Genomic DNA, 22,271 nt, shown 5'->3' on the forward strand with positions numbered 1-22,271 from the left:
CTTTGTGCCGACATAACAATAATTTCATAAAATATGAACTATGATGAAGTAAAATTACGCAGTTTGATAGGCAAATGTCAATGGACTTTTGCCAAGACTATGCCTACGTGTCCTCATGAGTACATTGTGAGGAATAAATGCGCCTTGTCTGATGAGGAACAACAATCCCAAAAGGATAAACTTACGTTGTCTATAACTACTATTGGTGATTTGCTTCTTCGTCAAACGATTTCGAATGGCGGGGAACACATTAATGGTGTAAATCTGTCGATTCCGATCTATCAGCGTCCATATAAGTGGACTGCTCGTAATGCAATACAGTTGCTTGATGACATTATCGAAGCGATGAATGACAATAAAGAAAGTTACAGGGTAGGTACTCTGATTCTTCATCGAGCATCAAGCCAAGACTCGTATGATATAGTTGATGGCTTGCAGAGAATCATTACGTTTTCTTTGTTGCTAAGGGCTTTGGGGAAGAACGATATAGCTTTTCTCCAACAAGAATTATATGATAATGAGTATAATGCCCGTAATATATCCAATAATTATCAAGCATTGGAACGACGCGTCAGCAAACCTGATTTGAAAGAAAGTCAACAAAAGAAAGAAGAGTATTATGTAAAGGAACAGGAGTGTAGAAGACTGATAGAATTTGTAGAGAACAGATGTGAACTTATTGTTGTTGTCACATCTGATGTTTCTGAAGCCTTTCAGTTCTTTGACTCTCAGAATGCTCGTGGCAAAGCCTTATATCCACATGATTTGCTGAAAGCTTATCATTTGCGTGAAATGATTGATATAGAAGAGAATGAAGTTGAAAGAATCGTCAAGGGATGGGAACAAATATCTCAAAGTGGTTTGGCAGATTTTTTCGGAAACTATCTGTATCGTATCAAAGAATGGGTAAATGGCAATAGGGCAGAAGTGTTGGATGAACGTAATATCCACATGTTCAAGGGGATTACTCGTTCTGCACGAACTCCTTATGCTCAATTCTATAAGAGTGCTTATTGTTATGCAGATATGGTAAATTCTTCTGCGATGCCATTCGTTTCTGGAACTCGCAATATCAATGCATTTCAATTGGACGCTCCAATTATAGCAGGCAAACCTTTCTTTGAATATACGAAGCATTATTATGCCATACTAAAGGACATTCGAGATAACAGCAAGTACGAGGGGTTCTATATCAACGACAATATTATAGTGAAGACATTGGATCGCTATTTCAAGAATGGAAAAGGCAATGGTATTGCCCGGTTGCTGTTTGATACTTCAGTTCTCCTGTATGTAGATAGGTTTTGCCCGGAGTCATATCCAACCAAAGAAGATATGGAGCTGTTTGAGCAATTTGTCGTTTATGCCTTTGTTTGGGCTTATTCGCTTAGAGCGCAATATACAAATTTAGGATGGCTTTCTGCTCAGAATTTCATTATGGAAACTAATGAGAATTTGAAGAATTCATTTAATATGTACAAGTTGATAGCCAGGCAGGATACTCCCACTACATTACTCAGCGTGTTGGCAGATAAGCTAACCCCTTTGTCTGATAGCGACATAAAGGATGGGAAAAAGAATGGCAGAACAAATGCCGAGAATTTGGATGAGCGTGATGGCGATAGAGTCTATCTGAATTATCTCCATTTCTTTAAAGTAAATCGTTTTTATAAATAGTAGAAGACAATGAAAGATTTGAAAAGTATTTTGAAAGAGTGTTCTATTAAGGAAATCTATTGTGATAATCACGGAGCACCTATTACATACGTAATTCCAATCTACCAACGTAACTATGCGTGGGAACGAGATGAAATCTGTGCTTTGATAAAAGATGTCCATGATTCTATGGATATGGGCAAAACGGTTTATTACATAGGTACTCTTGTCACTTATAAGCGTGATGAGAACAAATATGAGGTGATAGATGGTCAACAACGTTTGACTACGATTTACATCATACTTAGCGCTTTGGGAGTGCATGACATTTATAATCGCTTGACTTATTCGGCACGAAAAGCTTCTGCTTCGACGATAAAGGCATTATCGAGGCGTGGAGAGAATGATGACCTTGGCGAGATGCCTGACCTTGGTATCATGAATGGCTTCGAGTCCGCAAAAGCAGGATTGAAAGAGATTGTTGGTTTGGTTCAAACTGATGTGGATAAATTCAAAGAGTATTTCTTGAATCATGTCCATATCATACATTATCGAGTGCCGAAGGATGTGGATTTGAACCATTATTTTGAGGTGATGAACTCTCGTGGCGAACAGCTGGAGAAGCATGAGATTGTTAAGGCAAAATTGAGTGAACAATTTATCGGGGATAATACCTCAATGGAAAAGTTCAGCCGTATCTGGGAAGCATGTAGTGATATGTGCTTCTACGTTCAGCAAAAAATGTCTGATATGAAAACTGTTTTTGGTGAGAACATGGATAGTTTCGTCTTAGAGTCGTTTGATGCATTTGCCGACATGCCAGCTAATGCAGGTAATTCTTTGGGTAGAAAAACGATTGCTGAGTTGTTGGATACTCCTGTTAGACCTGTGCCCCAGAGTACGACGTTAGATGAAAATGATAGATTTCAACCAATCATAGACTTTCCTAATTTCCTCTTGATTGTGTTGAAGATTACGAGGATGAAGGAACAAGGATTTGATCCTTTGAAATTATCTCTTGATGACAAGGAACTGCTTCATGAGTTTGAGAAGATTAATATCACGGCTGATTTCGTAAAACGGTTTGCTTATAATCTGTTGAAGGCTAAGTATTTCTTGGATAATTATGTGGTTCATCATACGCTCGGTGAGGACCGTATTTCAGAAAATCCGTGGAAGTTGCAGCGTTACTATAAAAATGGAAATGCTGTCTACCTGAAGGATTTGTCGGAAGACAAATCCGTGCAGGCAGAGCTGGTACAGTTGCTATCTATGTTCGAGGTAACTTTTACGGCGAAGCAACGCAAAAACTACCTGTTCTATTGTCTGTACCATTTGTTTGAGAGCGATAATATTAGTGATTATCTCGTCTTTATGAGAGATTTGGCTGATAAGTATTTCTTTGATGTGTATCTGAATGCGGAAAAACTCAATGAAAGAAACCAGCCAAAGCCTAATAGCTTTGATGACACGATGATACGAAATGGACATCTGAATGTAGAACTGGAAAATGTAGAACGAGACTTTAATCGCATCTATCCTAAGGGAGCGCCCAATATACCTCTCTATGTGTTTGATTATACAGACTATAAAATATGGAGAAAGTATGCGGAGGAGCTACGTGGAGAAAAAGCTAAGAAAGGAGATGCAAAACGTATCGGATTCTTCCAAGATTTGGGATGTAGTGATTTTGAATTAGAGGTATTTAATAACTTCTATTTCTCTCGAACTCGTAAGAGCCTTGAACATTATTATCCTCAGGCTAAGGCTGGTAGCGATAAACCTATCAGCTTAGAAGACATCAATTGTTTTGGAAACTTTGCCATGATTGGTTCCGATGCTAATAGCTCCGGTTCTGACTGGAATCCAATTGATAAGAAAAACCGTTATTTGGATTCTAAGTCAAATCAAGTTAGTACAGCATCTCTAAAGTTCAGAATCATGTTGCAAATATGTCAAGACAATTATGATGATGGAATTAAGAATGAGACGGCTAAACGTCCTTTTGGTTTGGAATGGAATGTGTATGATATGAATGAGCATCAAGAAAGAATGCTTAAAATCGTCATGAAAAGATAATAGTATAAGCTGCTGATTATTTTGTAAATAAGAATAAGGGACAGGAAATCCTCCCGAAGCCTGCATCCGAAGACCGACGTGTGAGCGGCGTATCCTGTCCCTTTGTAGGTAAGCACAGAAAGGTCGGAGCCACGTCGCGCCATATAGGTCCCTACGACCTGGCTCGATATTAGGGTTAGCTTTCGACACAATTCTGTGCTTGTTGGTTTTGCTTGATGCGAATGGTCAAGCGAATTTGGTTCTCGTAATGAGCATCTTCGTTGATTTTGCTGATGCGGCATTCAAAGATAGATGCCCACCCCATTTCCAATAATTGGGCAATCTCTGTATTGGAAGTGCGAGGAAGATAGCCCAGCAGATATTCCTCTTTCTCGTTGTTATCTACCACCTTTGAGTAAACCACAGCGACTGCATTCTTGTCGTATGGGTTCTCTTGGTCTCTTTGTAATTCAAGCAGAGTGCCGACCTTCAACTCTTCCCAAACTTCATTGGCATCATAATATTGGCGACCTGCGAGATGACATTCCTTGAAAAATATCTTTTTTCTCTTCATAACTTTACTATTTTGATTTCTGTGTGCAAAGTTAGCTTGCACTTGTGCCAATTCGTGGGACAGCAAGTCTTTTTTTATGTGTTTAGAGGAAATATTTTAAAGTATATGTTGCAAAATACAAAATAATCCTTTTCCTCGAACAGCAGGCGATAAATATAATACTATACTATTTCGGCACATTTGTCGGGCAAGCCTTTGGTGGGATAGAAGCCACAACTTCCTTGAATTTCTCCTTCGTAATCTATCACCCAATATTCTGCATTTGCATTTAAGCATTATCCATCTTCTTGATTGGACGGATGATAAAATCATCTTTTGTCGCCATATTGTTATCGGTTTGTTTCCTATTCCTACAAAGATTCTCTTTGTTTTCAGGCAATGAGTCTGTAGCCATTCCATTTACCATGGTCTGCATTACTATATTCAGGCTGAAAGAATATTTGGCATCCACCCTTATGCCGTTTTAGAGTTGAAGCAATTAACAAGCAAGGAAGCTGCGGTAAAGGCAACTCCTACTCCTACCACACCCGTCCATCCATAATGTTGCCAGAATAGACCTGAAACAAATGTACCAGCAGAACCTCCTAAGAAGTAAATGGTCATATAAACGGTATTGACCCGGTTGATGGCGGATGCGTCAAGAGCGACCACACTGGTCTGATTTGACAGATGGATGCTTTGCATTCCGGCATCAATCAAGAGGATGGCGATTATCATCCACAAGTAACTGTCATTTCCCCAAAATGCCAACAACCATGCAAACAGGATGACGCATCCTCCGACAATAGAGAAGAATCTTGCGCCATACTTTTGGATATATCCGCTGATGAAAACCACCGTGGATGCACCTGCCAATCCGCACAAACCGAGTGCTCCGATAATATCGTCGCTTGCAAAGAAAGGCTCTTGCTTCATTCGGAAAGCAAGGCAACTCCACAAGGCAAAGAACGAGCCATAAGCCAATGCCGCCCTCAACGACGCGATACGCAAGTACGGGTATTTGGAAAGTAGGCGCAACAAGGATTTCCACAGCCCTGCATAACTTTCTCGTGAACGGGCAGGCAACACGGGCAGCATTTTGTGAATCATCAGAAAACACCCAAGCATAAACACGCAAGCCACAAAATAGACAGAACGCCATCCCCATATATCGGCGAGAAAACCACTGAATACCCGTGACCCAAGAATGCCTATGAGCAAACAGGACTGTATAATCCCCACGTTGCGCACCTTGTGGTCCGGAGCTGAATTATACGACACCAACGGAATGAAGAACTGCGGCATGACCGAAGATGCCCCGGCAAGCAAGGATGCGCCCCACACCCAGTAGATGTTCGGGGCGAGTGCTATGGCAAGCAAGGCGCACGAAGAAACGATGTAATTGGTCAATATCAGTCTCTTTCGTGAAACCAGGTCGCCAAGCGGAATGACCAATACAAGCCCTGCCACATAGCCTATCTGGGTCAATGTCGCCACCATGCTGGCAGAAAAATCGCTTACCGCGAAATCCTTAGCCATGCTGCCCAACAGAGGCTGGTTATAATAGCAGTTGGCAACGGAAAGCCCGGTAGCGACTGCCATCAGCGCCAGCAGAGGCGCCGAAATGCCTTGGTTCTCCCTCAATTCATACTTCATCTTCTGCCTCCTTTCAATATGACACGATTTTCAATCCAATCAGGGAAGCAATAAGCGTGAACAGAAAGAAAAGACGGATGGGAGAGGCCGGCTCCTTGAAGACGAATATCCCTATCAAGACCGTGCCGACCGCCCCGATACCCGTCCAAATGGCGTATGCCGTTCCCAAAGGTAAAGTCTGAACCGCCTTGGCAAGCAGGGTCATGCTCAATACTGTGGAAGCCAAGAAGCCGCTACCCCACAGATAAAAAACAAGTCCTGACGCAGCTCTCGCTTTACCCAAGCAGAATGTAAGGCTCACCTCAAACAATCCTGCCAATAATAAGATTATCCAATTCATACACTATGATTTATTAAATTCAGGTGCAAAAGTAAGTAAATAATCTCTAATTGCTTTTTTCATTTGGTAAAAACTGATTTTACATTTGGCAAAAAAACAGCCGTTCATTTCCGTTTTTATGTGCAATTTTATAATTTTGCACACAAAATACAACAATGAGTTATGGATATAAAGGAAATCATCAATCAAAGATATGTTATGCCGGATGCGTCTTTGGATAGATTGCGGCAATGCCTGAGTGAGGTTTCGTACCCCAAAGGATTCCGCGTGTTGGAAAACGGCAAGATAGAAAAGGATATCTTTTTTATCAAGAACGGCATTGTCCGCGCTTACACTTCGGTGGACGGGAAAGAAATCACCTTTTGGGTTGGCAAGGAAGGAGCGACCCTTGTTTCTATGAAAGGATACGTGAACGATGAGCCGGGATATGAGACGATGGAGCTGATGGAAGATTCAGTCTTATACGTATTGAAGAAGAAAAAGCTGAAAGAATTGTTTACGGAAGACTTGCATATTGCCAATTGGGGACGGCGTTATGCGGAGATGGAATTGCTTGCCACCGAGGAACGGCTGATTTCCATGTTGTCCGCCATTGCTTCGGAACGGTACAAAGAGTTGTTAGAGAAAGAACCCGATTTGTTGCAACGGTTGCCGTTGGGAAACATTGCTACCTATTTAGGTATAACACAGGCAAGTCTGAGCCGGATCAGGGCACAAATAAAGTGACGTAATTCAGCGGATATTCCATAGTTTTTTATATTACTCAAAGCTCAAAGCCATGAGCAAAATTACAAATGTTCCCTCAGAAATGCGAAACTTGAATTAAAAATACAAGATTGGGATAAAGAAAGAACAAACTTTCCTTTTGAAAAGGAAATAATTACCTATTTCTTTCCTTTTTAGAAGGAAAGTTTGTATCTTTGCAACCGAGTGTAGGTATCTACATATTAACAATAAAATAATCAGCAATAAAGAAGGAACACAAATGGAACTATGCAGCACATTTCAGTCAATCATTTCCTTGCACCAAGAGGAATTATCTTTTGCCTTGCAAGAGAGAAGCACCCAACTCCCGTTGGATGGAAACCGCATCGTGACTGTTACTGGCATTCGCCGTTGCGGAAAGTCATCATTATTGGGACTTACGATTAATCGCCTGCTACAACAAGGAATTCCAAAAGAGCACATCCTCTATGTAGGCTTCGACGATGAACGTTTTCTTTCCATGTCGCCCGAAAACTTCGATGAATTGCTGCAAGCTTATCGTGAAATGTATCCTGACACATCGCTTAAGGATGTTTATATGTTTTTTGATGAGATACAACTCATAGAGGGCTGGGAACTCTTTGTTCTCCGGGTGTATAAGAATTATTGCAAGCATATCTATGTAACAGGTAGCACAGCCAAGATGCTTTCAGAAGAAATGGCTTCCGCTTTGCGAGGATGGCCTGACGAATATCGCGAGTATCCTTTGAGTTTCAAGGAATATTTGGCGTTCAAAGGCACCAAGGCAAATCCATTTAGCGAAGCTGGAAAGGCAAAGATGGCGGTCTCCTTCCGCGGATATTGCGAGGAGGGCGGTTTTCCAGAGGTTGTTCTCGAAAAAAGCAAGATGGAAAAAGTCAAAATCCTGCAGTCTTACTTCAACACCATGCTCTTCAGGGATATGGTGGAGCATTATCATATCGGAGCTTCTCCTTCGGTGGTGCGTTATTTCTTAAAGCGTGTGATGAACAATCTCACGAAGCCGACTAGCGTGAACAATATTTATAACGACTTGAAGTCGCAAGGCTTAAAGGTCTCCAAGGATTCCCTCTATCTGTGGCTCGACTATGCTTGCAACATTTTCATGTTTCGCAAGGTGGAAAAATACGATAAGTCGATGGTAAAACAGCGTTCTGCTCCCGCCAAGTATTATGTGGCTGACATTGCCCTGCACAATGCCGTATTATTGCCTGAGAGCGAAGATGCAGGCAAGGCTTTGGAGAATATCGTTTATCTCAACTTGGAGAGAACGCTTGGAGAAGAGGGCAGGGTATTCTACTTCTATGAATCGAAGGAATGCGACTTCGTTGTGAAAAAGGGCGAGCGTGTAGCTGAGCTGATACAAGTCTGCTGGACATTGAATGATGATAACGTAGAACGAGAGATAGGAGGCTTGATAGCTGCCTCCTCCGTTACAGGCTGCAAACAGGGAAAAATCATCACTTTCTCCCAACGGGAGACCTTCGAACGAGACGGGATAAGGATTGAGGTTATGCCGATATGGGAGATGGAATAGGAAAAGGGAAGTCGTTCTTTTCATCATTTTTTCTTGTTTTTATGATTCTACTTTGTTCATAATACAACATCCCCCTGGAATCGGGTACGCCTATTTTTAAAATAATGTTGCAAAAGTACAAAAATAATAGGAGAGAAAGGAAAATCTTTCCTTTTAAAAAAGAAATAATTGCTGTTTTCTTTCCCTTTTAAAAGGAAATTTTGTATCTTTGCAACCGAAAGTCCCTTGAAAAAGTGGCAGAAAAGAGCAAAAAGTCCCTTGAAAAACGTGCATGAATTCAAGAAAAGTCCCTTGGAAAACGTGCACAGCATTAAGAGTAATACATCATAAATCATTAGAAAACAGATGTTTAAACGAAAAATCGAGAAATATCTCAAAGAATGGAAGAGTGATGAGCACAAACACTCATTCTTCCCCTCTACATGGCTTTTTTGCTGGAAAACAAATAATCTTTGTTAAAATATCGGAATCCTAAGAATAATCCCGACAGAAATGATTAAATTTGCAAATAAAAACAGAATACTGTAGATAAATGCAGAGGATAACGCATAAGAGAATCAGAATTTCCTGGCTGTTGTTATTGGTTTATATACCGATGCTGTTGGTCGTTACGTTTCACCATCATGGGGAAGCGCAGGGAAGTCAGGCTGGTTTCTATTGTGCAGATTGCGCCCATCATATTCATCACGACGGGCATCTGATAGTTCTGCAGAATACCATGCACGACTGTGTGCTCTGCCAATTGCAAAGCACTCCTTATCTGGCTCCATCCCTCGTGGTTTGGGTTGCCATCGCCGTGCTCCATCTCTTCCCTCGCCGTGCCTTCTGCTCTCCTTGCTTGTGCAGGGCGAAGGGGGTAAAATCTACCCGTGCTCCACCTTATTATCTTTTTCGCTAATTGTTTTTCTTCTAAAGGATTGATTGTATCTAAACGATGAATCTCAGCAGGATTGTTTCTATACGATTTATCCCAGTTGAATAGTCTCTATATGATTAGTTGCAGGCGAATAGGCTCTGCGCGATGAATCCCAGATGATTTATCTCTAATCGATAGGAAAAAGAATAAAATAAGGTAATAAAAATAAATAATGAGAACAATATTGAATTCAATATTGCTGATGAGTCTGTGCTCATCGGCAACAGCCCCTGCTATGGCTATAAACAGAGCAAATCATGATAAGAAGGACGCAAACATTCATGAAGAAGAGGCAAACGATTCTACCAGACACCAGCCGCTGACGGAATCGAGCGTGAAACTGAACGAAGTGGTGGTAACAGGCTTGACGGGCAGCCAGAAGTTGAAACAATCGCCGGCACCTATCTCCTTTGTTTCTGCCTGCCAGCTCGAAATGCGACCTTCTACCAACATCATCGACGCCATCGCCCACCAGCCAGGCGTTTCGCAGATTACCACGGGAAGCGGAATTTCAAAGCCTGTGATCCGTGGCCTGGGCTATAACCGCGTGGTCGTGGTGAACGATGGAATCAGACAGGAAGGACAGCAATGGGGCGATGAACACGGAATAGAAATCGACCCCGCTTCGGTTCATTCCGTAGAGATTCTGAAAGGTCCGGCAAGCCTCATGTATGGCTCGGATGCGATGGCTGGCGTACTCATCTTCCATTCTGCTCCAACGCTTGCCAAAGGCGACATGAGAGCGAATTTCTCAACAGGTTACCAAACCAACAACGGACTTTTTGATTATTCGCTCAACTTTGCCGGCAACCAGGGCGGATTTGTATGGAACACCCGCTACAGCGGAAAGATGGCGCATGCCTACAAGAATAAATACGATGGTTATGTATTCGGTTCATCACTCAGAGAGCAGGCATTCTCGCAGCTCCTCGGCTGGAACTACCGCCAGGGGCATTCGCATCTCACACTCGATTATTATCATCTCACTCCGGGCATCGTAGAGGGAGAAAGAGATGAGAAAACTGGCAAACTGGAAATTCCGGAAGGCTACGATGCCAAGAGCTATGGCAAGTCGATGCCTTATCAGCAGATTCATCATTACAAGGCGGTGCTCGATAATTCCTGGTTCCTGGGCGACGGCAATCTGAAGTTCCTCCTGGGTTATCAGCAGAACCGCCGTCAGGAGTTTGAGGAGGAAGAGAATCCGAAGGAATGCGGACTCGATTTCATGCTCCATACCATGAATTACGACCTGCATTATCTCTCGCCGGAAATGAATGGATGGAAATTCTCTACGGGCATCAACGGCATGTGGCAGCAGTCGATTAATAAAGGTTCTGAATTTCTGATTCCAGCCTATCATCTCTTCGATTATGGTGTATTTGCCACGGTGAGCAAGGAGATAGGCAAAGTGAACCTGAGCGGCGGCATCAGATACGATCATCGCCATCTGCACAGCGAGGCTTTGAGAGAAGAAGATGATGATACAGATTCGCATCGTTCAGATTGGAATGGTTCTGAATTGAATGATTCTTTCCGTTTCCAAGCCTTTAAGCGAAGCTTTGTGGGAGTGACCGGAAGCATCGGCTTGGCTTACGAAATCCTGCCTGATTTCAATATCAAGCTGAACTTAGCAAGAGGATTCCGTGCTCCAAATATCAGCGAATTGTCTTCGAATGGCGTGCACGAGGGAACCCAGCGATATGAGTTGGGAAACACCCGTCTGAAGCCAGAGAACAGCTGGCAATTCGACCTTGGTTTGGATTATTCTTCGCCTATCATCTCGGCTTCTCTTTCTCTGTTTGCCAATCGCATCAACCATTACATCTACAGCGAGAAGTTGGCAGATGAGAATAATCAGCCAGTCCTCATCGACGACACACCTGCCTATCAGTTTACTTCGGGCGATGCCCGCATCTTAGGTGGTGAGGCAAGCATCGACATCCACCCTGTGGAGCATCTGCATATCGGCAACACCTTCTCGTATGTCAACTCCGTACAGTTGCATCAGCCATCCGAATCGAAGTATCTGCCTTTCACCCCAGCCCCTCGCTGGGTTTCGGATGTAAGGTATGAGTTTGTCTGCGACGGCAAGACTTTCGACCATCTCTTCGTCAAGCTACAGATGGATTGCAATCTCCGCCAGAACCATTATTTCGCAGCCAACGATACGGAGACCGCTACGCCATCGTACACCTTATTAAATATGTATGCCGGTACCGACGTGAAGCTCCATGGCAAGCGCCTTTTCTCGCTCTATCTTTCGGGCGAGAACCTTACCAACCGTGCTTACCAGAACCACCTGAGCCGTCTGAAGTATCTTGACGTAAACCAGGTTACAGGCAGAAGAGGCGTTTACAATATGGGCCGCAACTTCAGCATAAAAGTAGTGGTTCCGATAGAGTTGTAATTCCCCTTTTAGAATAAGCAATTCCTCATCAGGAATCAGAATTTTGAATAAACATGTGCCGATAAGGATGCCAAAAGCTGTCGGAAAAGCAACTTTTGGCGCCACTATCGGCATTTTTTCGTCTAATTATTAGACAATCAGGACCGACTTTCTATGATATTTCGTAACTTTGCACCATGATTAAGAAACAAGGAACGATATTGATTGTTGATGACAACCGCAACATTCTTACTACGGTGAGGATGCTGCTGGAACCCATATTCGATGGCATCATCACCATCGCCAACCCTAACTCCATCCCAGCTAAACTGAGAGAGGAGCATCCCGACGTGGTGCTGCTCGACATGAACTTCTCCAGCGGAATCAATTCGGGAAACGAGGGACTGTACTGGCTCAGGGAAATCAAGAGTCTCAACCCGAAAACCGAAGTGGTGCTCTTTACCGCCTATGCCGACATCCAACTTGCCGTAACAGGCATCAAGGAAGGTGCCGCCGACTTCATCGTGAAGCCTTTTGAAAATGAGAAATTGGTTCGTACGCTGATAGAGGCAAGGGATAAGAACAAGCCTACAGATAAAACTATCAGCAGAAAAGGAGGAAATGATTCGACTGGCATGATGTATTGGGGAGATAGCGAAGTTATGAACAATTTGAGAAGTATTGTGGAAAAAGTTGCCGCAACTGATGCAAACATCCTCATTACGGGTGAAAACGGAACAGGTAAAGAGGTGTTAGCCAACGAAATACATCGTATGTCCACAAGAAGTGCGAAAAAGATGCTGCCTGTGGATATGGGAGCTATCACGGAAACCCTTTTCGAGAGCGAACTCTTCGGTCATGTGAAGGGTGCTTTTACTGATGCCAAGGTGGATAAACCGGGCAAGTTTGAGCTTGCCGACGGCAGTACCATCTTCCTGGATGAGATAGGAAACCTATCCTACAGTCTTCAGGCAAAACTCCTTACCGCCCTGCAACGCAGAAGCATCGTAAGAGTGGGGGGAAGCACGCAGATTCCCATCAACGTACGACTGGTTTGCGCCACCAACCGCAACCTGCAGCAGATGGTAAACGATGGCGAATTCAGAGAGGACCTGCTCTATCGTATCAACACCATCCATCTGGAATTGCCTGCCCTGAGACAGAGAAAATCAGACATCGTTCCATTGGCAGAAAGATTCCTCCATCAATATGGCGATTTATATAATAAGTTGAATCTCCGTTTTTCGGAAGAAGCTGAGAAAAAACTTACCAGTTTGCCATGGTACGGTAACATCCGTGAACTGCAGCACGCCATCGAGAAAGCCGTGATTCTATCTGATGGCGGAATGATTTCTGCCGAAGATATTGACGGCGGAAACCAGCAGAGAAGAGAGAAACCCCTGGAAGAGGTTCAGACGCTCGACGAGATGGAGAGCCGAATGATAGAGAAAACCATCAGGGAATGTGAGGGAAATCTGTCGGTGGTAGCCGCAAGGTTAGGTATTTCTCGCCAAACGCTTTATAATAAGATTAAGCGATATGGATTATAAACTAATTATAATTATCGTGCTTTTGCTCGTGGCTGTAGTGGGTTACATTCGCCTCTACCGCCACTATCGCCGCAACATCAAGAAGGTAACCTTCCTTTTTGATGCGATAGATAATGGGGATTTCTCCTTCAACTTTCCTACGGAGAAGGGGTTTAAGGAAGATAAGATTCTGCACAAATCACTCAACCGCATCAAGCTCTTCCTGCAACATACGAGAGAGGAGCAGATGGATCGGGAGAAATATTACGAGCAAATTCTGAATGCAGTAGATACGGGCATCCTGGTGGTGGATAGTCACGACAACATCCTGCAGCACAACCAGGCTGCCCTCCGGTTGCTCGATACGGATGTGCTTACCCACATGAACCAGGTAAAAGGAAAACTGAAGGATGAACACCTGGCAAAGCATGAGACGCAAGCCATGCTGAAAGACAAGCACGTGCGCATCATCGCCCTGAGCGACGTGAGCTACGAGCTGAGCAACCAGGAGGTGGATTCATGGATCAAACTGATTCGTGTGCTGACCCATGAAATCATGAATACCATCACGCCGGTTACTTCGCTGAGCGAGACTCTGCTTACCCGAGTTACAGAGGATAAAGACTTGAAGCAAGGCTTGGAAACCATCCACAAAACTGGAACCGAGCTGTTGGCTTTCGTCAATAACTATCGCCGCTTCACTCATGTGCCCCAGCCTCAGCCTGCTCTCTTCTATGTGGAACCATTCCTGGAAAGAATGGCGATGCTCTGTAACCACGATGTAGAGATAGAAGTTTCTCCCAAGGATTTGCTGGTTTACGCCGATGAGAGCCTCCTCTCTCACGTAGTAACAAATCTTCTGAAGAATGCCGTAGAAGCTTTCAAGGAAAAGGAAAGAGAAGACAAGCTGGAATGCCGCTCCGCAGATTTGCAATCCGTGGCAAGCAAGAAGGCATTTATCCGTCTCCATGCCTACGCCAATGCCCAGGAATCCATCATCATCGATGTGAGCAACAACGCCGGTCTCATCCCCGAAGATGTAGCCTCCCACATTTTCATCCCGTTCTTCACCACGAAGCCGGAAGGAAGCGGAATCGGGCTCTCCCTTTCCCGCCAAATCATGCGAGTAAGCGGCGGCAGCCTCTCGCTCCATCAGGACAAGGCACAGGGAATCACCACCTTCCGCATCATCATCCCATAAAAAAGTATAATTTGGGGGAGGAAAGTTTGGCACTTTCGCTTTTTTACCATATCTTTGCCATAATAAAAGATTAAGCTTATGTCAACAGACGATAAGACCATATTAAAGATAGTCATATAATTACTTACAGAAGATTATGGCATTCGAAAGGGAAATCAAGGAATACGAGGATTTGAGAGAAAAATATCAAACCCTTATCATCAATAAAATGGATAGAGAAGAGTACATCAAATATAATGAAGTACTCTTCTCTACCCATTCGTGCGCCATTGAAGGCAACTCATTCTCCGTAGATGATACCCGGGAACTGAAGGAGAAAGGATTAGGGATGATTCCTGCCGGAAAGACTCTTTTCGAGGCTTTCGAAATGCTTGACCACTTCGAAGCCTTTGAGTACATGATGCAAAACTCGCAGCATCCACTCGACGAGAATTTTCTGAAAGAAATCAACAGGCGGGTTACCAGCCACACGCTTTCCTACCGTTCTCCAGAAGCCATTCCGGGCGAATACACCACCACGGACATGGCTGCAGGCGATACGGTATTTGGCGACCACGAAGAACTCATCGCCAGAGTTCCCAAGCTGTTGGAATCTACCGAAAAAGCCATCATTTCGGCTGCCGTTCATCCCATGATTCTTGCCGCCCGTTTTCATGGCTTCTACGAATATCTTCATCCCTTCCGTGATGGGAATGGAAGAACAGGACGACTCATCAGCAACTACATTCTCTTAAGATTGAATCATCCTCTCCTCATCATCCCATCCGAAGCTCGCCAGGAATACATTTCTGCCCTCCGCATGATTCGTACGGAAGCAACCGACGAGCACCTCATCCGCTTCTTCTTCAAGATGGCAATACAGAGAATGGAAGAAGAGCTGAAGCAGAAAGAGGCTAACACCAAGCGATTTATGACATTCCTCTTCTGATGAAGCATAGCGTCATACGCTCAGAAGTGACAGAAACACTAAAGCTGATTGCCCTCCTCCACAATCTGTCCATCAAACAGGCGGATGGTGCGATGGGCTATCTTGGCATCATGCTCATTATGCGTTACCATGACGATGGTGGTGCCCTCGTGGTTCAGCTCGGTAAGCAGATGCATCACCTCGGCACCATTCTTGGAATCGAGGTTACCCGTAGGCTCATCGGCAAGGATGAGCTTCGGACCAAAGACCACGGCACGGGCAATGGCTACTCGCTGTTGCTGACCACCTGATAGCTGGTGAGGGAAATGCTTGGCACGATGGCTGATGGCCATTCGCTTCATAATCGCCTGCACCTTTGCCTTGCGCTCCGCCTTCGGAATGTTGAGGTAAGTAAGAGGAAGTTCGATGTTCTCCTCTACATTCAATTCATCTATCAGGTTGAAGCTCTGGAACACAAATCCGATTTCTCCCTTTCTCACATCCGTGCGCTCTTTTTCCTTCAGGTTTGCCACCTCGTGATTACCCAGAAAATATTTTCCCGAAGTTGGGTTGTCGAGCAAACCGAGGATGTTGAGCAAGGTGGATTTGCCACAACCGGATGGTCCCATAATGGCGACAAACTCGCCGTCTTCTACTGTGAAAGATACATTATTTAAAGCAATCGTCTCCACATCTTCTGTGCGGAAAGACTTGCAAAGATTCTCTATTTTAAGCATTTTCTTATCTTTTTACTTTTTTACCTTTTTACTTTTAATATTATTCATCCTTGAGATATTTCACCGGATTACTATTCGCCACCTTGTAGCAGTTGATGACGACGGAAAGCCCGATGATGACGAGCAAGATGATGGTAACGCCGATAAACAACAAAGGCGTCATCGTAATCTTCTCGCTGAACGACATGAGCCATTGTCTGGCTATCAGCCAAGCCCCCAAGTCGCCCACGATGATGCAAGGCAAGGCAATCTTCATAATGTCCTTTAGGAAGATGCGAAGAATGTCCTTCACCTTCGCTCCGTTCACCTTCCTGATTGCAATCTCCTTGCGGCGGCGGTTCACCTCATCACTCGTATAGCCCACCAATCCGAAGAGGGCGATGATCATCGTTACGATGCCGGCAACCAGGATTCCGTTGCGGAAATTAAGCTGTGAGGCATACTGGTTAGCCAATTCAGAGGCATAACTCTTCACGATGACCTTATTGTTAGGATACATCGACTGCACCTTCTGCTGCAACTCCGCCAACGATTCGTCCTGCATATCCTTATACTTTACAAGCATGTAATAAGCCGTCTTGGCTGCATAGAAATACAGTACAGGAAACTCCTTCATATCGTCGCCATCGGCCGACATGTCACCCCAGCGGATATTCTTGCACACGCCACAAACCGTCAGCTTGAGTGGATTTACACCGTCATCATGTCCCGAACAAGTAATCTGCTTGCCTACAACGCCATCCTTCCAATGCCAGATATTGATGAGTTTTTCAGCACCCCGTTCGTCAATAATCACCTGACGGCAACTGTCATTGCACTCCGTAAAGAACGAGCCCTGTACTATCGGGATGTTCATCATCTTGAAGAAATTGTCGTCCACACCTTCCATATCTATGATGTTGAAGGTATTAGTATCATCACCAGGCTTTTGTACCATGTTTCCGCTTCTGCCGTATCCATAGAGCGGAATATGATAAGTGGAACAGCACTCCTTGACATTCGGCATTCGCTTGATTTCGGCAAGACACTGGTTGCGCTGGTCGCGATTGATGCCATCTACCGAGACGATGGCAACATTATCATAATCGTAACCAGGATTGGTGCCAAGCATCAGCTGATACTGACTGTTGATGATGTAGAGCTGACTGAACAGCAGTCCAGAGATAGCAAACTGTATGCCCAGCAACGTCAGTTTCCAGCGGTTGCGATTCTCGTTATAACCACGGAAGGCACTTGCCACCGGAATCTTGTTGTATAGCCAGCCCGGAACCAGACCGCCTACCAGCAACACCAGCAGGCAGATCATCACCAATATCCAACTGCCCCTGTTCTGAATCAGCGCACTAACCGGAGCAGAAAGGAAATTCTCGATAGTTCCCTTGCAAAGGAATACGAGTATGGCAGCCAAAATCACCGCCAAGCCTACATGCACCAATGCCTCAGAGAAGATGATGGCATGAATATTCTTGGGTTCGGCTCCATAGCACTTGCGAACTGCCATCTCACGCGAGCGGCTTACCAGATTGCCCACTATGATAAGCAGATAGTTCATTACCGACGTGAAGAGCAGCACGAAGGCCACGATGCTCAATATCCAGCTCATCATCTTGATATATGGGTCATGGGTATAGACATCGCTCAACACCGTGAAATCAAAGGTAAGGTCTGTTCCCATCTTCTTCAGTTCCTTCAATGGGAAATGGTCTTGGCGCATCTTGTCGACGTAAGGCTTGAGTTCGTCGACACGATGTCCCCTTGCCAACCGAATGTAGGAAATATAGCTATCATTTCCTATCCAATTGTTTCTGCCATCGTAAGAATATACGTATGGAACACTGGACATAGACAGAATCATCTGCGTGCCATGCAAGGACGCCCCCCAAGGAAAAGCCTCGAAAACGCCATTAATGGTAAAAGTAGTACCAGGATAATCGGGAAGCGTGAAATGCTTGCCCACCACATTGCCGCCTATAGTGGCTGCCGTCTTCGAGTCGATGATGCAAGACAAGGGCTGTGATAATATCTGGCGAGCCTTGCCTACCAACATCTTCTGCGGAAAGACATCGAAGAAACAACTGTCTGCCATCAAGATATTGGCAGACACAACGTGCTGGTCGTCCAACTTGCATTGGGCGTCGTTATAGAACCAGTGGGTACTAGTGGCCATTTCCACCATCGGTGCGTATTGCTTCACACCTTGGGCGATGGCTCCTGAAGTCTGGTTGAACGTCATGGTCTTACCCTGATTGCTGCTCACTTCAAATATCTGATACGTCCTCTCCCATCCAGGGAAATACGTATCGTAAGTCTGCTCGAAATAAATCTCGGCAATAATTACCGAACTGATTGCCAGTCCGAGCGCCAGACACAAGATCTTCACGAAATTGTGCTGGCCTCTTCGGGGCAGATTCTTGAATGCGTTAATAATATGATTCATATCAAATATCCTGTTTCAAGGGCGTTAGCCCAATTTATCACTAATCACTACTAATTAAAAACTAATACATCATTATCCTTATAGGCCTCATAGCCGCTAACGACAACCTGCTCGCCTGGCTCCAAGCCCTCAATCACCTCATAATACTGAGGATTCTGGCGACCGATGGTTATCTTGCGGCGATAAGCCTTCTTGCCACTCTTGTCTAATACAAAGATCCATTGACCGCCCGTTACACTATAGAACGTGCCTTTAGGGATAATTATTGCCCGCTTCGACTGACCGAGCTGCAAATCTACATAATAAGTCTGACCGGTTCGGATGTTGCCAGGACGAACGCCCTTGAAGATGAAGTCGATGCGGAACCTGCCATCTCTTACCTCGGGATAAACCTTGCGAACCTGCAGGAGATAATGCTTGCCGTTCTGGTCGAAGGTAGCAGTAAGTCCCGGTTTTACCCGGTCGATGTAATGCTCATCCACCTGCGCCTGCACCTTGAAATCGCTGAGGTCGTTGATGACTCCAATCTTCTGTCCGGCAGAAATGCTCTGTCCCAACTCCACATCGAGCAAACCGATTTCGCCCGAAATGGTGCTGCGGATGTTCAGTTTCTCCTTGCGCTGGCGAACCAGCTGCACATTCTTCTGCATGGCTTCCAGATTATCGCCCATCTGATCCATCTGCGAACGGCGGAGCTGTGCATCCTTCTTCAATCGCTTGCTGATGAGTGCATGCTTCTTGACGGCAAGGTTGTAATCTTCCTTTGCCTTGAGATACTCCTCGCGCGAATTGAGTTCTTCCTTGTGCAACGCCTCCTGATGCTGATAGGAACGGCGCTTGGTAATGACATCCTGCGAAAGCGACAGTTCCTCGTTGCTATTGTTCAGACGGTCCTGCTCCATCGAAATCTGGGTGTTGCGAAGCATGTCCTGCTTTTCGGCAAGTTCACTTTCGGCATTCAGAATTTCCAGGTCGAGATTCGAATTGCTCAGTTTCACGATCACATCGCCCTTGTTCACGTGGGCACCTTCATCCACCACTTTCTCCAGAACAATACCGCCTTCCTCGGAACTGATCTGCACCACGGAGATAGGAACCACCTGTCCATCCACCGAAACATAATCGTTGAACTGCGCCTTCTCCACAGTTCCGATGCTCAATCCCTTCCTGTCCACCTTCAGGGTGGAAGAGAAATTGCTCAATCCCAACCAAATGAGGACTGCGATCAAAACCGCTCCTCCGCCAATCCATGCCCAATACTTGCGAGGCACGAGATATTTTTTCTTTTCTATCTTTATATCCATAATTTAAGTGAAGAGTGAAGAACGAAAAGTGAAGAATTCACTTGCATTCTCCAGGTTTATTTAATTAAATTTTCTCCCTGGTAATAAGCAACCAATCTCTGTTTGATAATGAGCAGCATCTGCATCTGGAGTTCTTTGATTCTGCTTTCCAGAAGCGTTTGGGCTGCGGTATGAAGATCGAAGGTGGAAAGCATTCCTTCTTCAAACTTCCGGCTCGACATGTGATAGGCGAGCGAATCAGAGACCACCTTCTTCTGCATCTGATGCAACTCCTTGGCGTAACCTTCTGCATCCATTACCGCCTGAGCTATCTGGTCGTGAAGCTTGCGACGGGTTTCCTCCAGGTTCACCTGTGCCAGTTGCAAGTCGTTGCGTGCCTTCTTCACGCTGTGCCAGCGGTCGCTATTATAAATAGGTATGGAAAGGGTCAACGCGAGGTATTCGCCCTGGTTGTTGTGAAACTGCGAGGCAAACCCATCGTATTGCCCTTTCTGAGAGAGATTCTTATAATAGTTGGTAGAAATGCCGCCACCGAGAGAGAGTGATGGCAGCAATCTGCCTTTTGCTATCTTGTAATCATACCGTGCCCGCTCCACTTCGTATTCTGCCGACTTCAAATCGGGAGAGATATTCTGGAAACCCAGGTAAATGGTTTCGTAGTTTACTCCAGATTTAGAAACCTCTTTATTATCAGACGTTAACTTCAAATTCTGTTCCTCATCAATCAGAATTTTCAGCTCTTCATCCACCGGAAAATTCATCGTGGATTTCAAGGCGAGCAGACTCTGTTTTGCCACATTCTCCTGATGCGTAAGATTGTATTCATCTTCCGCCACCTGCGATTCCATCTGCACCACATCCGGGCGACCTTTCTCGCCCAGTTCATACAGGCGCTTCATCTTAACTAACATCCGCTTACTTTCGTTCAGTTTCTCGCTTGCTATCCGAATGCTTGCCTCAGCATAGGCAGCATCCACATATTTCTGCATCACGTCGATGGCTCTATCGTCCTGAATCTTCTGCATCGCCGTGGCTGAATAATCCCGGCTCAACTTAGCCTGCTTCAAGGCGTTGATGGTGGCGAAACCATCGAAGACATTCAGTTCGGCATAAAGCTGATAGTAGTTGTTGAATGTCGTTACATTATTATAAGTATTGGTTTCCGGGTCGATGTTTCGTCCCCAGGCATACTGTCCCTGCACGCCGCCCGAAACGGTAGGCAGGAATCCTGCCACAGCATGCCGGTAATCCTGCTTGCGCTGGCGGGCGTTTACCACCTCCCGCTTCACCTCCGTAGCGTGCTCCACGGCGTAAGCCATACAGGAGTCAAGGCTCCAACTCTGTGCCGAGACGCCAGCCGTCCAGACCAGCCATCCTATCAATATTCCTATTCTTTTCATAATCTTCTTCATTTTGGCATGATTAGAACAAGAGCCGTGCCAAAACAGCATTTCTTCTGATAATCAAGCCATTAAATAAAAACTCTCATTAAACAAACTGTCCAACAATTAGACACCACCGTCTAATTGTTGGACAGTAAACCGCAGCTCAAAGCTAATCATTCGAAACCAAAGATCAAAGCTGATCATTCATCGCATCCACCACTTGTCCATCAAACAGATTGATGATGCGACTGGCGTAGGTAGCATCGTGCTTGGAGTGCGTCACCATCACGATGGTGGTTCCCTCCTCGTTCAGCTCGCTGAGCAACTGCATCACCTCCATACCATTCTTGGAATCGAGGTTACCCGTAGGCTCATCGGCAAGGATGATGCTAGGTTTGCCCACCACGGCACGGGCGATGGCAACCCTCTGCTGCTGACCGCCCGAAAGCTGATGAGGATAATGCTTGGCACGATGGCTCAGCTTCACCTTGCGCAGGATGTCGAGCACTCGCTCCTTGCGTTCCGCCTTGCCAATGCCTAGATATTTGAGCTGCAGGTCGATGTTCTCCTCTACCGTCAACTCATCTATCAGATTGAAATTCTGAAAGACGAAACCGATGCGACCCTTGCGATAAGCCGTGCGCTCACGCTCCTTGAGATGTCCTACCTCCTCATCGCCCAGCCAATACTTACCCTCGGTAGGTGTATCGAGCAAGCCGAGGATGTTGAGCAAGGTAGACTTGCCACATCCCGAAGGTCCCATGATGGCTACAAACTCGCCATCCTTTACATTGATGTTCACGCCGTTCAGGGCGATGGTCTCTATCTCTTCTGTACGAAATATTCTCGTTAAATTCTCTGTACGTATCATCTTGATTTAATGTTTAATGTGTAGTGTTTAATGTTTACTTAGCTCATCATG

Annotated in this window: 18 protein-coding genes; 9 read left to right on the top strand and 9 right to left on the bottom strand. The window is 45.1% G+C overall.

The features are described from left to right. The first annotated feature begins 33 nt into the window (after nucleotides 1-33). Both DW917_RS07960 and DW917_RS07965 read left to right on the top strand, forming a co-directional pair. Complete coding sequence (locus DW917_RS07960) at nucleotides 34-1,677, top strand: DUF262 domain-containing protein (protein WP_233524676.1); 1,644 nt, start codon at nucleotides 34-36, stop codon at nucleotides 1,675-1,677. A 9-nt stretch (nucleotides 1,678-1,686) separates the two neighbouring features. Then, nucleotides 1,687-3,735, top strand: a complete 2,049-nt coding sequence (locus tag DW917_RS07965) for a DUF262 domain-containing protein (RefSeq protein ID WP_118117585.1) — start codon at nucleotides 1,687-1,689, stop codon at nucleotides 3,733-3,735. A 175-nt stretch (nucleotides 3,736-3,910) separates the two neighbouring features. Here the strand turns inward: DW917_RS07965 and DW917_RS07970 are convergent, their stop codons facing one another. The 4 genes from DW917_RS07970 to DW917_RS07985 all read right to left on the bottom strand — a co-directional run bounded on the left by DW917_RS07970 (nucleotide 3,911) and on the right by DW917_RS07985 (nucleotide 6,263). Further along, nucleotides 3,911-4,288, bottom strand: a complete 378-nt coding sequence (locus DW917_RS07970) for an HIRAN domain-containing protein (protein ID WP_118117587.1) — start codon at nucleotides 4,286-4,288, stop codon at nucleotides 3,911-3,913. Between the two features lie 268 nt (nucleotides 4,289-4,556). After that, complete coding sequence (locus DW917_RS07975; protein WP_118117589.1) at nucleotides 4,557-4,739, bottom strand: hypothetical protein; 183 nt, start codon at nucleotides 4,737-4,739, stop codon at nucleotides 4,557-4,559. Between the two features lie 2 nt (nucleotides 4,740-4,741). Beyond that, nucleotides 4,742-5,923 (bottom strand): MFS transporter, encoded by a 1,182-nt coding sequence (locus DW917_RS07980; RefSeq protein WP_118117591.1) that lies wholly within the window; start codon nucleotides 5,921-5,923, stop codon nucleotides 4,742-4,744. A 13-nt stretch (nucleotides 5,924-5,936) separates the two neighbouring features. Continuing rightward, entirely contained in the window at nucleotides 5,937-6,263 is a 327-nt protein-coding gene (locus tag DW917_RS07985) for a multidrug efflux SMR transporter (protein WP_117664025.1), read from the bottom strand. 162 nt (nucleotides 6,264-6,425) lie between these two features. On the opposite strand from DW917_RS07985, the gene DW917_RS07990 reads away from it, so the two are divergent. The 7 genes from DW917_RS07990 (at nucleotide 6,426) to DW917_RS08025 (ending at nucleotide 15,507) form a co-directional block, all read left to right on the top strand. Continuing rightward, nucleotides 6,426-6,989, top strand: coding sequence for a Crp/Fnr family transcriptional regulator (locus DW917_RS07990; RefSeq protein WP_118117593.1), 564 nt, complete (start codon nucleotides 6,426-6,428; stop codon nucleotides 6,987-6,989). 259 nt (nucleotides 6,990-7,248) lie between these two features. Next, nucleotides 7,249-8,544 carry an ATP-binding protein gene (locus tag DW917_RS07995; RefSeq protein ID WP_118117595.1) on the top strand — a complete coding sequence of 432 codons (1,296 nt, stop codon included), beginning with the start codon at nucleotides 7,249-7,251 and terminating at the stop codon, nucleotides 8,542-8,544. Nucleotides 8,545-9,076: 532 nt separating this feature from the next. Continuing rightward, complete coding sequence (locus DW917_RS08005; protein ID WP_118117599.1) at nucleotides 9,077-9,442, top strand: hypothetical protein; 366 nt, start codon at nucleotides 9,077-9,079, stop codon at nucleotides 9,440-9,442. Between the two features lie 190 nt (nucleotides 9,443-9,632). Further along, nucleotides 9,633-11,870: a TonB-dependent receptor gene (locus tag DW917_RS08010; protein WP_118117601.1), complete on the top strand. Its 2,238-nt coding sequence runs from the start codon at nucleotides 9,633-9,635 to the stop codon at nucleotides 11,868-11,870. 176 nt (nucleotides 11,871-12,046) lie between these two features. After that, nucleotides 12,047-13,399: a sigma-54 dependent transcriptional regulator gene (locus DW917_RS08015; RefSeq protein ID WP_118117603.1), complete on the top strand. Its 1,353-nt coding sequence runs from the start codon at nucleotides 12,047-12,049 to the stop codon at nucleotides 13,397-13,399. Then, on the top strand, nucleotides 13,389-14,579 hold the full coding sequence (locus DW917_RS08020; protein WP_118117605.1) for a PAS domain-containing sensor histidine kinase: 1,191 nt from the start codon (nucleotides 13,389-13,391) through the stop codon (nucleotides 14,577-14,579). Before DW917_RS08015 ends, DW917_RS08020 begins: the two co-directional genes overlap by 11 nt. Nucleotides 14,580-14,715: 136 nt before the next feature. Beyond that, nucleotides 14,716-15,507: a Fic family protein gene (locus DW917_RS08025; RefSeq protein WP_118117606.1), complete on the top strand. Its 792-nt coding sequence runs from the start codon at nucleotides 14,716-14,718 to the stop codon at nucleotides 15,505-15,507. A 38-nt stretch (nucleotides 15,508-15,545) separates the two neighbouring features. On the opposite strand, the gene DW917_RS08030 is transcribed toward DW917_RS08025, so the two are convergent. The 5 genes from DW917_RS08030 to DW917_RS08050 all read right to left on the bottom strand — a co-directional run bounded on the left by DW917_RS08030 (nucleotide 15,546) and on the right by DW917_RS08050 (nucleotide 22,220). Then, nucleotides 15,546-16,223 carry an ABC transporter ATP-binding protein gene (locus DW917_RS08030; RefSeq protein WP_118117608.1) on the bottom strand — a complete coding sequence of 226 codons (678 nt, stop codon included), beginning with the start codon at nucleotides 16,221-16,223 and terminating at the stop codon, nucleotides 15,546-15,548. A gap of 40 nt (nucleotides 16,224-16,263) precedes the next feature. Next, complete coding sequence (locus DW917_RS08035) at nucleotides 16,264-18,660, bottom strand: ABC transporter permease (RefSeq protein WP_118117610.1); 2,397 nt, start codon at nucleotides 18,658-18,660, stop codon at nucleotides 16,264-16,266. Nucleotides 18,661-18,710: 50 nt separating this feature from the next. Beyond that, nucleotides 18,711-19,964 (bottom strand): efflux RND transporter periplasmic adaptor subunit, encoded by a 1,254-nt coding sequence (locus DW917_RS08040; RefSeq protein ID WP_118117612.1) that lies wholly within the window; start codon nucleotides 19,962-19,964, stop codon nucleotides 18,711-18,713. Between the two features lie 56 nt (nucleotides 19,965-20,020). Next, nucleotides 20,021-21,364, bottom strand: a complete 1,344-nt coding sequence (locus DW917_RS08045) for a TolC family protein (protein WP_118117652.1) — start codon at nucleotides 21,362-21,364, stop codon at nucleotides 20,021-20,023. Nucleotides 21,365-21,539: 175 nt separating this feature from the next. Continuing rightward, on the bottom strand, nucleotides 21,540-22,220 hold the full coding sequence (locus DW917_RS08050) for an ABC transporter ATP-binding protein (protein ID WP_117691789.1): 681 nt from the start codon (nucleotides 22,218-22,220) through the stop codon (nucleotides 21,540-21,542). Between the last annotated feature and the right edge of the window lie 51 nt (nucleotides 22,221-22,271).

Source organism: Prevotella sp. AM42-24 (assembly GCF_003461825.1).
Taxonomy (GTDB): Bacteria; Bacteroidota; Bacteroidia; order Bacteroidales; family Bacteroidaceae; genus Prevotella; species Prevotella hominis.